The organism is Anaerotruncus sp. DFI.9.16, from assembly GCF_024461615.1.
GTDB classification, from domain to species: Bacteria; Bacillota; Clostridia; order Oscillospirales; family Ruminococcaceae; genus Anaerotruncus; species Anaerotruncus massiliensis.
The window spans coordinates 21,998-35,378 of sequence record NZ_JANFZX010000026.1; the positions used below are offsets into that span (position 1 = coordinate 21,998).

Consider the following 13,381-nt stretch of genomic DNA (forward strand, 5'->3'; position numbering starts at 1 on the left):
CGGCGCCTACGCGTCGATATCCGCATGTTTTGCTTTTTTGATGTTCGCCACGAAGAGCACCAGAATCGTCGCCGCGTAGGGCAGCGTCATGACGATCTGGGAGGGCACGCCCATGTTCTGGAACCCGATGGTCAGCGCGTCCGCGTAGGCGAAGAGCAGGCAGGAGAGCGCGACCTTCACGGGGTTGCCCTTGCCCACCATGATCGCCGCCACCGCGAGGAAGCCCCGCCCGGCCGACATGTTCTCCGCGAACATCGATACGCCGCACAGCGGCAGGAACGCCCCCGCCAGCCCCACGAACACCCCCGTGATGAGGGTGGCGATCCAGCGGTAGCCGAGCACGTTCACGCCCGCGGTCTGGGACGCCTTCTCGTTGATGCCGACCCCGCGCACCCGCAGGCCGAAGGGGGTCTTGTACATGACGACGGCCGCCGCCGCCACAAAGACGAGCGCGAAATAGACGAGCACGTTCTGGTGGTTGAGGACCGCGTCGAGGTAGGGCAGCCGCAGGAAGGGGATGTCCAGCGCGGGGAAGCTCTGGATGTTGTTGTCGATGAACGCCCCGCGCGTGCCGAAGACGGTCGTCAGCAGCAGCGTTGTAAAGCCCCACGCGCCGCTATTGAGCGCGATGCTCACGACAAGTCCGTTGGAGCCGAGGTGGAAGACGAAGAACCCGAACACCGCCGAGAAGACGAGCCCCGTCAGGATCCCGGCGAGCGCCCCCACGTAGGGGCTGCGGGTGAGGTAGCTGCCGAGCGTCGCGAAGAAGGCGGCGCTGAGCATGAAGCTCTCGAGCGCGATGTTGAAGACCCCCGCGCGGTCCCCGAAGGAGCCGCCCACCGCAGCGAGGATGAGGGGGGTGGCCAGCCGGAACATGGCGGCGAGCGTCACGGTGCTGAACATGACCTGAAGCATCAGACGGCGCCCCCCTTCTGTACGGCGCGGCGCCCGAAGCGCCCGCGGAAAAAGGCGTAGATCTTCTTGTAGTCGATCGTGACGGAAGAGGACGAAGAGCGCCTGAATCAGCACGACCGTCAGGCGGTTGGTGTTGGTGACGCGCTCCATGTGCAGCGCGCCCGCCTTTAAGACGCCCCAGAGGATCGAGACGAAGAGCACGCCGAAGGGGCTGTTCTTCGCGATCATCGAGATCATGATGCCGTCCCAGCCGAGGTTGTTGCTGAAGCGGGAGACGAACCGCCCGTGCGAGCCGAGCACCTCCACGCCGCCGCACAGCCCCGCGACGAACCCGGAAATGAGAAAGATCGACAGGAAGGTGCGCACGACGTTGACGCCGCCCACCTTGGAAAAGCGCAGGTTTTCGCCCACCTGCCGCAGCTCGTACCCCTTGATCGTGTAGCGGTAGATGAACGCCACCACGATCACCACCGCGACCGCCACGAAGATGCCCGCGTTGGCGTAGGTACCCTTGATGAGCACCGGCAGCTTGGCCGTCTCGTAGACGGGCGGGGTCTGTAAGGCGTTGGAGGCGGTGCTCGACGAGGCGCCAATCACCAGCACGGTGAAATACTCGGTCAGCAGGATGGCGATGTAGTTGAGCATCAGGGTGGTGATCATCTCGTCGATGCGGAAGAAGAGCTTGAGCACCGCCGGGATGAGCGCGTAGAGCAGCCCGCAGAGCCCCCCCACCAGCAGGCAGAAGAGCACGTGGACGACCGGCGGGAGCTGGACCAGAAAGCCCGCCATGGCGGCGGCGAAGCCGCCGAAATAGATCTGCCCCTCAATGCCGAGGTTGTTGACGCCCGACTTGAAGGCGACGACCGCGGCCATCCCCGTCATGACGCAGGGGATGATCCAGCGGATGGTATTCCCGATTTCGATGCGCCCGCCCAGCGCGCCCGACCAGATGGCCGACAGCGCCCGGACCGGGTCCTCCCCCTGGAAGGAGATGAGCCCCGCGCCGATCAGCATGACCGCCGCGAAGGCGAGCAGGTATTTGACGATCTCCGATTTTTTGTCCGCGAACGCCCTAAGCGCCGCGCTTGCGGCCGCTTTCATCCGCAGTCCCTCCTCCCGCCATGAGCAGGCCGATCTCCTGCTCGGTCAGTTCGCCCGCGTTTCCGCCGTCGAAGAGCTTGCCGTCGTACATGACGACGATCCGGTCGGAAAGCTCCATGACCTCGTTGAGCTCGTGGCTCACGAGCAGGATGCCGACCCCCTCGGACGCCAGCTCGATGATCTTTTTCCAGATGAACTCGATGGCGCCGATGTCGATCCCGCGGGTGGGGTCCTCGACGATCAGCAGCTTGTTTTTCTGTAAGAATTCCCGCCCGACGATCAGCTTCTGGATGTTGCCGCCCGAGAGGGTGCGCACCCTCGTCTCCAGCGTCGGGGTCTTGACGGCGAACTGCTTGACCACCTGCCCGGAAAAGGCGTCGATCTCCCTGCGGTCGAGCAGGAGCTTGCGCTTGAAGCCGTGGGCGATGTGGTAGCCCATGATGGCGTTCTGCCAGATGCTGCCCTCCACGTTCGCGCCCTCGCCCAGGCGGTCCTGCGGCACGTAGCCCACGCCGAGGCAGCGGCGCTCGCGGCAGCTTTTCGATGTGATGTCCGCGCCCTCGAAGAGCACCCGCCCCTCCTGCGCCTCGCGCAGGCCGAAGAGCGCCTCGACCAGCTCCTTCTGTCCCGAGCCGGCCACGCCCGCCACACCGACGATCTCCCCGGCACGCACCGCGAGGTCGACCCCCTTGACGCGCTCGTTGCCGTCGTTGTCCCGGACGTGCAGGCCCTTCACCTCGAGCACGGGGGCCGCCACCTGCTTTTCCACCTTCTGGGCGGTGAGGATGACCTCCCGGCCGACCATCAGGCTGGCGAGCGCGGCCTCGTCCACCTCGTCGGGGCGGACGTTGCCGGTGACCTCCCCGTTTTTGAGGACGGTGATGTAGTCGGAGATCTCCATGACCTCCTTAAGCTTATGGGTGATGAAGAGGACCGTCTTGCCGGTCCCCACGAGAAAGCGGATCGCGTCGAAGAGCCCCTCGATCCCCTGCGGGGTCAAAACGGAGGTCGGCTCGTCGAGGATGATGATGTCCGCGCCCTTATAGAGGACCTTGACGATCTCCACCTGCTGGAGCACCGCGACCGCGAGGCCCTTGACCTTCTCGTCGAGCGGGATGTTGAAATGGTAGGTGCGGCAGATCTCCTCGATGGCCGCGCGGGTCTTTCTGCGGTCGATGAAGATGCCGCCCCGGCGCTTTTCAAAGCCCATCATGATGTTGTCGAGCACCGTCAGGTCGGGAAAGAGCATGAACTCCTGGTAGACCATGCCGATGCCGTGGGCGCAGGCGTCCATCGGGCCCTTGAAAACAACCTTCTCGCCGTTGAGAAGGATGTCGCCGGCGTCCGCCTGGTAGATGTCGGAGATGATGTTCATCAGGGTGCTTTTGCCGGCGCCGTTCTCCCCGATGATCGCGTGGACCGTCCCGCGCCGCACCTTGAGGTCGATGTTCTTATTCGCGGCGAGGGCGCCGAAATTCTTGCAGATGCCCCGCAGCTCCAATACGACTGGCTGCTCCGATTTCACTGTTCCACCTCCGGTCAGCAGCCGGGAGGGTTTCCCCTCCCGGCGAGCGCCTCATTCAGACTATTTGGAGAAAACGTCCACCTTGCCCGTCTTGATGTCCTCCACGAGCTGGGAGACCTCGGTCTGGAGCTCCGCGGGGAGCTTGTCGAAGTCGCGCTGGTCGTAGACGCGGGAGTCGGTCTTGATGCCGAATTCCACGCGGCCCGCCGTGAAGTTGCCGGCGAGGAAGTCCTTGCCGGTCTTGTAGATCGCGCCGTCGATGTCCTTGAGCGCGCTCCAGAAGACGCAGGGGTCCACGTCGCCCTGCCACTCGTCGACGCCGATGCACTTGATGCCGGCCTCGCCGCACGCCTTGATGACGCCCATGCCCGACTGGTTGGCCGACTGGAAGATCACGTCCACGCCGCGGTCGATGATGATCTTGGCGGTCTCCTGGCCCTTGACGGGATCGCTCGGGTCGCCGGTGAAGGCGGACTCCACGACGATGTCGGGGTTGGCGTACCTGGCGCCGGCGGTGTAGCCGTCGCGGAACCGGGTGATGGTCGGGTGGTCGGTGTGGCCGATCCAGCCGAGCTTGCCCGTCTCGGTGGTCTTCGCCGCGACGAAGCCCGCGATGAAGGAGGCCTCATACGGGTCCACGATGAGGTTGGCGCAGTTGGGCTCGCTGTTTTCCATCTCGCAGTCGATCAGGTAGAACTTGGTGTCGGGGAACTCGTCCGCCACATCGAGCACGACCTCGTTGACCGTGTCGAACATCGCGTAGATCGGGTTCGCGCCGAGCTGCGCCATCGCGCGGATCTGCTCGGGGTACTCCGCCTTGTCCATCGCCTCGACCATCTTGATGTCCATGCCTTCCTCGGCCTCGAGCTTTTCAAAGCCGAGCCAGGTCAGGTCGGTGAAGGGCGCGCCCTTGGGCACCTCGGTGATCAGGCAGGTCAGCGGCTTTTTGCCGTCGTCCGCCGGCGCCGCCGCCTGCGGGGCCGCGTCTCCCGACGGGGCGGCGGCCGGGCTTCCGCCGCACGCCGCGAGGCTCACAAGGAGCGTGAGGGCCATCAACAGGGCGAATGTGGACTTCCAGATCTTTTTCATCATGTTTCCTCCCATAATCAGATGGTTTCTATCTCTTCCGCCCGTTGGGGCGGAAAACCGACGGTCAACGCGCGGCCGCTTCCTCCGCGAGCTGTTCGAGCGGGCAGCCGCTCAGGGCGTCGAGGTCCGCGAGGCAGCCCTCCGGAAAGAGCGCCAGCCCGCCGAAGAGCCCGGCCAGGCAGCCCGCCGCCGGGGCGGACGCGGAGGGACGCTTTGCGAACACGGTCCGGCGGAGCAGCCCCGGCAGGTCGCCGCAGGCCGCCAGCCCGAAGGCGAAGGGGACCGCCTCGGCGGCGGACGGGCCGTTCCCGATCAGCCCGGCAAGCTCCCGTTCGAGCTGGCCGGGGTCGGGCAGCCGTCCGGCGGCGGAAAGCGCGTATTCGATCCGCGCGGCCACCGAGGGGGCCTCCGGCGCGCCGGATTCCGCGAGGCGCGCGGCCTCCAGGCCCGCGTGCAGGGCCTCGGCCGTCCCCGCGCCCGACGCGGCGCGGGCGCAGGCCGCCGCGATCGCGCAGCCGGCGGGCATCAGCGGCGTCCCCCGCCAGTTGTCCGGGAGGCTCCGCGCCAGCTCGGAAAGGTCGGCGCGCACCCCGGCGGAAAGCCCGGCCAGCGCGGAATAGACCACGAAGGGCATCGCCGCCTCGCCGTATTCCGCCTCCCGCTGGAGGTACGCCTCCCCCGGCGCGCGCCCGGAAAAGCGGCGCGCGGCGTAGCAGGCGGTCCGGAGCACGCCGGAAGCGCGTTCGAAGGCGGCGGGGTCCTCCCCGAGCGCGCCGTAATACCGCTTCCACGCCCCGGCGGGGTCGGCCCCCTCCGCGAGCGGGGCGCCCGGCGCATCCGCCAGCCCCCCGAGCACGGCGCCGACGAGGCAGGACAATGGCTTATCATTTATCCGTGGGGCGGTGTGCACCGCCCGCGCGGGAAGCCGCTGCGAGTGGATGGTCGCGTAGAAGAGGTCGCTGCGGCTGTGGATGTCGACGTATTCGATGGGGCCGCGGTCCCCCGCGCAGGTGACCCGGCGGATGTAGAGGACCGGCTCGTCCCGTTTCACCCCCAGCAGCTCCGCCTCGCGCTCGGGGCAGAGGATCGCCTTGAACTGCTCGGTGATATAGTCGAAGACGATCCCGGCCTCGCGGCGCAGCAGCTCGTAGAGGGAGCCCTTCTCCATGTCCGCGTGCTCAAAGTCCACGCCGGACACCTCGCTGTTGAGCAGGTAGGCGCATTCGATCGAATGGATCATGCCGTTGAGGCTGCGGACGCGCTCGATCTTGCGCAGCATCGTGCCCGGCGGCACCTTGAGGTGCCGGGAGACGGCCTCCGTGGCGGGGACGAGGCGGTTTTCGACGAGGCGGGACTCGGGGCGGGGCTGGGGCCCCTCCTCGGGCGCGTCGACCTTGGAAAAGCCCTCCACCCGCTGGTAGTCCACCGCGCGGAAGAGGTTGCCGATCACGACGGTGCCCTTCCCCTTCTGGGTCGCGACGACCCCGCGGCGGGTCAGCTCCTTGATCGCCTCCCGCACGGTGACCCGGCTCACCTGGTAGGCGCTCGCGAGCTCGAGCTGGGTGGGGATGACGTCTCCCACCTTATAGATGCCGTTGGCGATGTCGTCCGCAATTTCCAGGAAGATCTTCATGTAAGCGGATTGTCCTTTTCCCTGCTGCATCCCGTCAACCTCCCGTTCCGTCATCAATGGCTTATCATTATGAAATCATTATAGAGCCGTCCTAAATGATAAGTCAACCATGAGGACAGAATTTCAGTGCAACTGATAAAAATAGTTGTTCAAATTGTACATTCGACACAAACCGCGCCCCGCCGCCAAACCTCCCGGGCACGCAAAAAGGCCGCCGCAGCGAAGCTGCGACGGCCTTGGCCGGTATTTCAGTCGAGGATCAGCGCCTTGAGGTTCCCGAAGATGTCCCGCACCCAATAGGAGGGGAACAGCCCCCACGGGGTGCCCGCCGGCAGCGCCGCCGCGGTCAGCCCGTTCTTCCGGGCGTAGATGGCGGCGCGGTACTGGTGGAACCCGTCGGTCGCCACCGCAAGCGCGCGGGGCAGCCCCTCCCGCCCGATGATCTCCGCCGAGAAGGCGAGGTTCTCCTCGGTCGAGTGGGAACGGTCCTCGAGGCGGATGCGCGCGGGGTCGATCCCCCGCTCGATGAGCCATGCGGCCATGACCGCCGCCTCCGAGGTCCCGGCGCGCTCCTCATAGCCGCCCGACACCACGACCGGCGCGTCGGGGTGCGCCTCGAGGTAGCGGCGCGCCGCCTCGAGCCTGCGCGCGAGCATGAGGGAGGGGCCCTCCCGCTCCACCTGGCAGCCGAGCACGAGCGCGGTGCGGGGCTCCTCCCCCGGCGAGGTGAAATAGGCCTGCCGCGCCATCGGGACGGACACGGCCGCGCCGATCAGGAAGCCCGCCGCGAGCAGGAGGGCCGCGGCGGCGCGCAGCCGCCGCCACCATGCGGCGGGACGGGCGGCCGGGGGCCGGCGGTCCCACATCGTGTGGAAGCTGCGGACGATCTGGTTGCCGGCGTCCAGGCGGAAGGCGTCCCACAGGACGGCGAGGGCAAAGAGCAGCGCCCCGAAGCCGAGCAACGCCAGGCAGCCGGCGTTGAGGACGCCGAAGAGGACCGGCGCTCCCCCGAAGGCGAGCGCCAGCAGCCCGGCAAACGCGCATGCGGCGCGGAAGATTCGTTTCATAGAGGTCTCCTTTAGGCGGATTTTTCGTTCCAGAAGATGCGCACCCCGGTGATCGTGCGGCCCTCCTTGACCATCTCGTAACGGGTGATGTACTTCATCGAGATGAAATGGGTCAGGACGATCTCGGTGTAGTCGCGGATGCGCTTTTTGCGCTTCTTGTCCGAATCGAGGTCGCCCAGCTCCCGGTAGATCGATTCAAAGAGGATCTTGTCGCGGGTGAGCTTGTTGTGCTGGTTCTTCATCCCCTCGATCCGGCTTAAGAGATAGGTCTTGAGCGGGATGGTGGTGGCGTTGTTGTTTAAGGGCGCCTTGAGCAGATCGATCGACACCGTCGTGATCTGGTTTTTCATCTTGGCGTAGCTGTGCAGCGGCGGGGTGTCGATGATCTGGTACATCTCGCTGCGCTTGCCGTTGACCACGCCGATATACTTGTTGAGCGGCAGCAGGTAGCCCTCGATCGTGAAGGAGTCCACCTCCCCCGCGCCCTCCATCCGCCGGTCGATCATATGCGCCTTGATCTCCTCGGTCAGGTCGATGTTGATCGACAGCCGCCGCATGGTGTCCAGCTTGGCCTTGATCTCCTCCATCAGCCCGTCGTCGACGGTGGGGTTCTCCTTGCCGGTCATCGCGTGGTAGAGCATCGGCACCGTAAAGCTCGAATTGCCGCTCTCGAGGATCGAGACCACCCCGTTGATGATCGATTTGTCGTAGTTGGTGAGCTGGAAGTTGCCGTCGATCTTCATGTGCTCGGGGCAGTCGATCGTCACCGCCGTCTGGATCGTCAGGTTGCGGCGGCGCGCGACGGTGATCTCGTTGAATTCCCGGAGCTGGGCGAGCTTGTTGGTGATCGGGTCGATCGGCATGACGTAGTTTTTCGGCCGGATCGCCTGGATGGCGGGCGCGACCGACGCGAGCAGGGAGATCTCCTCCCCCACCTCCGGCTCGATCGACAGCAGCCCGTCGATCTCGTCGCCCGTGACCCCGCCCATGAGGATCAAAAAGCGCCGCATGTCCTCCGCCAGCCCCGCGAGGAAGGCGTAATAGTCGCTCGTCGCGGCCACGACCTCCTGCAGCGCCTCGGTCTGGTCGTCCGCGGCCGCGGACGGATCGGTCAGCCGCTCGTTGCACGCCTGCACCCGCGCGAGCCGGTCGCTGCAGGTGTTCATCTGTTCCGCGACCGCCGCGCGGCCGTATTTTTCGATGAGCTGCGGCAGCAGCTCGGAAAGCGCGCCCGTGTAATCGGCGGGCGCGGGCGTTTTGAATCCGGCGGAGGGCATCCGTATCACCTCATGACCGGGCAGCAGGATCACCCGCCGCCCGTTAAGTTCTCCCTGTATCATATCAAATTTTGCCCCGTTTGTCATCCTTTTTCACATCCCTTCACCCGTCCCGCGAAAGAATGCAAAAGTTGCAGAAAAACGCAAATCCCGGGGGACTTTTTGAAAAAAGTCCCCCGGGGCCCCAAAAAAGCCTTGGTTCAGGCAGGGCTCGGGGGGGGATTTTTGAAAAAATCCCCCCCGAGATCCCCAAAAAAACTTTGGTTCAGGCGGGGCGCGGCGCGGGGGCGGTTCAGGCGGGGCGCACGCCCTCACCTCCGGGTATTGTCTGTCGGGCGCGGCGCGGGGGCGGTTCAGGCGGGGCGCGCGCCCTCACCTCCGGATGTTGACCGTGGGGCGGGGCGCAGCGCGGGGGGCGGAAAACCGCGCGGCGCGGCCGCGCGCACGCGCCTGGCGCGCGGGCGCTCCGAAGGGGCGCCGTTTTCCGTCCCCGTCTCCCCCTCCGCGCCAAAAAACGCGGTGAATTTTATGCGGTAAAGCGTCAAATAGCCCTTCCCCCGCGCGGACAAATATCGTATAATGGAACCATAACTGCGGCGCTCCGCCGCATATGGAAGGGTGGTCACATGCGAGTAGCAACAGACATCGGCGGGACCTTTACCGACCTGGTCGCCGTCGGGAAGGGCGGCGAGGTCTACCTGGCCAAGAGCCATACCACGCCCCCCAACTTCGAGGAGGGGGTCATCCACGTCATCGAAAAGAGCGGCGTCGACCCCAGGGGCGTCGAGGCGTTCATCCACGGCACCACGACGATCATCAACGCGCTCACCGAGCGCAAGGGCGCGAAGACCGCCCTGCTGACGACGAAGGGGTTCCGCGATGTGCTCGAGATCGCGCGCTGCAACCGGCCCGACCTCTTCAACCTCGTGTTTGCCAAGCCCCGCCCCTTCATCCCGCGCTACCTGCGCCGGGAGGTGGCCGAACGGGTCGCCTTCGACGGCAGCGTGCTGACGCCCCTGTGCGAGCGGGACGTCGAGGAGGCGGTCGCCTTCTTCAAGGCCGAGGGAGTCGAGGCGGTCGCCGTCTGCTACATCAATTCCTACGCCAACGACGCGCACGAGCGCCAGACGGTCGCGCTGGTCAAGAAGCTCTGGCCGGAGGTGTTCGTCACCTCCTCCATCGAGGTCACCAAGGAATGGCGCGAATATGAGCGCACCTCCACCGTGGCGCTCAACTCCTACGTCATGCCGGTGGCGGCCTCCTACCTGAACCATCTGGAAAGCCGCCTCGACGAGATCGGCTGCACCGGGGAACGGTACATCATGCAGTCCAACGGCGGCACCACCACCTTCGCGCAGGCCCGCCGCACCCCCATCAACATGGTGGAGTCGGGGCCGGTCGCGGGCGTGTTCGGCGCGGCGATCCTCGGGCAGGCGGTGGGGGAAAAGAACATCATCGCCTTTGACGTGGGCGGCACCACCGCCAAATGCTCGCTGATCGACGACGGCGAGGTGAAGGTCACGACCGAATACCGCATCGAGCGCACCGACAGCTACGCGGGCTACCCGATCATGGCCCCAGTCGTGGACATCGTCGAGATCGGCAACGGCGGCGGCTCGATCGCCTGGATCGACGAGGCCGGCTCCCTCAAGGTGGGGCCGCAGTCGGCGGGCGCGCTGCCCGGCCCCGTGGCCTACGGCAAGGGCGGAACCGAACCCACCACGACCGACGCCTGCCTGCTCACCGGGCGGCTGTCCGCCAAGAACTTCGACAACGAGGTCGACCTCGAGCGCGTGCGCCGCGCCGTCCGGGAGAAGGTGGGCGACGCCTTCGGCATGACCGCCGAGGAGGCCGCGATGAGCATCATCCGCGTGGCCGACTCCAACATGTTCAACGCCCTCAAGCTCATCTCGGTGCGCCGGGGCTACGACCCGCGCGACTTCGCGATGGTCGCCTTCGGCGGCGGCGGCCCGATGCACTGCGCCTACCTCGCGCGGGAGCTCAACGTGCGCAAGGTGATCGTGCCGGTGGCGGCGTCGGTCTTTTCCGCGTGGGGGATGCTCATGACCGACCTGCGCCACGACTACATCCAGACGAAGATCTGCCGCATGAACGAGGTCGCGCTCTCCGAGCTCAACGCCATGTGGGACGGCCTGGTCTCCCAGGCCCGGGCCCAGTTCTCCCAGGAGGGGGTCCCCGACGGGCAGATCGTCTACAGCTTCATCGCGGACATGCGCTACATGGGGCAGGAGCACACCGTCAAGGTGCACGTGCCCCCCGTCCCCTGGACCGACGAGGTTAAGGCGGAGATCGTGGCCCGCTTCCACGAGACGCATGAGCATTTCTACACCTACCGCCTGCCCGACACCCCCACCGAGATCGTGAACCTGCACCTCGTGGCCTACGGCAGGCTCCAGAAGCCCGAGCTGCACCGGATCGACCCGCAGCGGGGCCCGGTGTCCGGCGCGGTAAAGGAGACCCGCCCCGTCTACTTCACCGACGAGGGCTGGCAGGACACCCCCATCTACGACCGGGAGAAGCTCGGCGCGGGCGCGGCGGTCTCCGGCCCGGCGATCGTCGAGGAGGTCACCGCCTCGACCGTCGTCTGCCCCGGGCAGTCCCTCACGGTGGACGGCTACGGCAACCTGATCATTGAAACGGAGGTGCGGGAGTGATGGCAATGAAGATCGATCCCGTGACGCTGGATATCGTCAAGGATTCGCTGATCGCGGTCAGCAACGAGGTGTTCTACGCGTTCGCGCGCACCTCGATGAGCCCCATCATCTACGAGACGCTCGACTACGCGAGCGGCATCGCCGACGCGGACGGCAGCCTGCTCACCCAGGGCAACGGCGCCTGCGCCTTCATCGGGCTGATCGCTCCGATGATCCAGGAGATCGTCCGGAAATTCGGCAAGGAGCAGATGAAGCCGGGCGACGTCTACCTCATCAACGACCCCTACATGGGCGGCGGCACCCACCTGTCCGACATCGGCATGGTCATGCCCGTCTTCTACGACGGCGAGATCGTCGCCTTCGTGGGCAACAAGGCCCACTGGTCGGACATCGGCGGCATGGCCTCCGGCTCCTTTACGACCGACTCCACCGAGGTCTTCCAGGAGGGCCTGCGCTTTTCGGGCGTCAAGCTGGTCGACGGCGGGGAGCTCTGCGCCCAGCTCGCCGACATGATCAAATCGAACGTCCGCTTCCCCGCCGCCTCGGAGGGCGACATGTGGGGCCAGATCGCCTCGCTGCGCACCGGCTACCGCCGCATCGGCGAGCTCTGCTCCAAATACGGCGTCGAGGTGGTCCGGGGCTCGATGAAGCGGCTGCTCGACCAGGGCGAGATCGTCGCCCGCAAGCGTCTGGCCGAGATGCCCAACGGCGTCTGGGAGATGGAGGAGTTCATGGACGACGACGGGCACGGCAACCCCGTCAAAATCAAGGTGAAGATCACGATCACCGACGACGAGTTCCTCGCCGACTTCACCGGCAGCAGCCCGCAGGTGGCCAGCCCCATCAACACCGGCTACAGTTCCCTCTGCGCGGGGGTCAAGGTGGTCTATATGTCCATCCTCAACCCGAGTTTGGCCGTCAACGACGGCGTCTTCCGCCCCATGCGGGTCATCGCGGAGGACGGCTCCGTCCTGCGCTGCCACAGCCCCGCCCCCACCTCCTGCTACTTTGAAAGCATGATCTATTCCTCCGACGTGGTCTGGAAGGCCCTCGCCCCCATCTTCCCCGAGTTCCTCGGCGCGGGGCACATGCTCTCCGTCTGCTCGGTCGTGCTGGCGGGCCTCCACCACAAGACGGGCGAGCCCTTCCTCATCGTCGAGCCGACGGGCGGCGGCTGGGGCGCGAGCCGCGGCAAGGACGGCGAGGTCGGCCAGTTCTGCGTGGGCGACGGCGAGACCTACAACGTCCCAGTCGAGATGGCGGAAAACCGTTACGGCATCATGATCGACGAATACTCCCTGCACACCGACGGCACCGGCGCGGGCGAATACCGTGGCGGCAGCGGCGCGGTGCGCGCCTACCGCGCCCTGACCGACGGGCAGCTCTTCACCGCCTCCTTCGGCCGCAACAAGTACCCCGCGTGGGGCGCGGCGGGCGGCGGCGACGGCTCCTACAACTACTTCGAGTTCCACCGGGCGGACGGCTCGGTGGAGGGGCCGTTCGGCATCGTGGCGCGCACGGTGCTGGGCAAAAACGACGTGGCCTACATGGTCACCTGCACGGGCGGCGGCTACGGCGACCCGATGAAGCGCGACCCGGAAAAGGTGGCGTGGGACGTGAAGAACGGCTACATCACCGTGGAACAGGCCAGGGAGGACTACGGCGTGCTCGTCGATCCGCGGACCTTCGCGGTCGACGGGCTCTGCCGATAAAAGGAGGCGCAAGGATGCTGGTACGCGACAAAAACGCGATCCCCCCGGTGGTGCGCGCCGACGGCGTGGCCATGACCGACCTGCTGGGCGGTGAAATCCCGGCGGGCGCGGGGGTGACGATGGGGTACGCCGTCTTCCCGCCCGGAACGGCGGTGCCCCCCGCCGCCCACACGGGCGACGAATACTCCTTCATCCTCTCGGGGACGGTCAAGTGCGAGGCCGGCGGCGTGGTGCACACCGCGTCGGCGGGCATGGCGACCTTCATCCCCGCCGGGGAGACGCACAGCAGCTTCAACGACGGCGCCGCGGAGGCGGCGCTCGTCTGGATGCTCGTCGAGAAATAAAAAGAGGCGGGGGGGGGGGGGGGGGGGGGGGGGGGGGGGGGGG

Annotated in this window: 9 protein-coding genes; 3 read left to right on the plus strand and 6 right to left on the minus strand. The window is 66.4% G+C overall.

Features of this window, described 5'->3' with window-relative positions:
• Positions 1 to 6: 6 nt before the first annotated feature.
• The 6 genes from NE609_RS10830 to NE609_RS10855 form a co-directional block, all read right to left on the minus strand.
• Entirely contained in the window at positions 7 to 2,016 is a 2,010-nt protein-coding gene (locus tag NE609_RS10830; RefSeq protein ID WP_256152491.1) for a hypothetical protein, read from the minus strand.
• The gene (locus NE609_RS10835) at positions 1,988 to 3,541 is read right to left on the minus strand and encodes an ABC transporter ATP-binding protein (RefSeq protein WP_121587212.1); all 1,554 of its coding nucleotides are present in this window, start codon (positions 3,539 to 3,541) and stop codon (positions 1,988 to 1,990) included. The genes NE609_RS10830 and NE609_RS10835 overlap by 29 nt, the downstream gene beginning before the upstream one ends.
• Positions 3,542 to 3,601: 60 nt before the next feature.
• Positions 3,602 to 4,630: a BMP family ABC transporter substrate-binding protein gene (locus NE609_RS10840; protein ID WP_121587213.1), complete on the minus strand. Its 1,029-nt coding sequence runs from the start codon at positions 4,628 to 4,630 to the stop codon at positions 3,602 to 3,604.
• Positions 4,631 to 4,694: 64 nt separating this feature from the next.
• Positions 4,695 to 6,293, minus strand: a complete 1,599-nt coding sequence (locus NE609_RS10845) for a GntR family transcriptional regulator (RefSeq protein ID WP_256152492.1) — start codon at positions 6,291 to 6,293, stop codon at positions 4,695 to 4,697.
• A 218-nt stretch (positions 6,294 to 6,511) separates the two neighbouring features.
• On the minus strand, positions 6,512 to 7,330 hold the full coding sequence (locus tag NE609_RS10850) for a YdcF family protein (RefSeq protein ID WP_256152493.1): 819 nt from the start codon (positions 7,328 to 7,330) through the stop codon (positions 6,512 to 6,514).
• An 11-nt stretch (positions 7,331 to 7,341) separates the two neighbouring features.
• Positions 7,342 to 8,670 (minus strand): hypothetical protein, encoded by a 1,329-nt coding sequence (locus NE609_RS10855; RefSeq protein WP_147437553.1) that lies wholly within the window; start codon positions 8,668 to 8,670, stop codon positions 7,342 to 7,344.
• Between the two features lie 563 nt (positions 8,671 to 9,233).
• Between NE609_RS10855 and NE609_RS10860 the strand changes: the two genes are divergently transcribed.
• The 3 genes from NE609_RS10860 to NE609_RS10870 are packed head-to-tail and all read left to right on the plus strand — an operon-like array spanning position 9,234 to position 13,338.
• Positions 9,234 to 11,282 carry a hydantoinase/oxoprolinase family protein gene (locus tag NE609_RS10860; RefSeq protein WP_256152494.1) on the plus strand — a complete coding sequence of 683 codons (2,049 nt, stop codon included), beginning with the start codon at positions 9,234 to 9,236 and terminating at the stop codon, positions 11,280 to 11,282.
• Positions 11,283 to 11,287: 5 nt separating this feature from the next.
• Entirely contained in the window at positions 11,288 to 12,994 is a 1,707-nt protein-coding gene (locus tag NE609_RS10865) for a hydantoinase B/oxoprolinase family protein (RefSeq protein WP_256152495.1), read from the plus strand.
• Positions 12,995 to 13,008: 14 nt separating this feature from the next.
• A complete protein-coding gene (locus NE609_RS10870) occupies positions 13,009 to 13,338 on the plus strand; it encodes a cupin domain-containing protein (RefSeq protein ID WP_256152496.1) in 330 nt (109 codons plus the stop codon).
• Positions 13,339 to 13,381 lie beyond the last annotated feature (43 nt).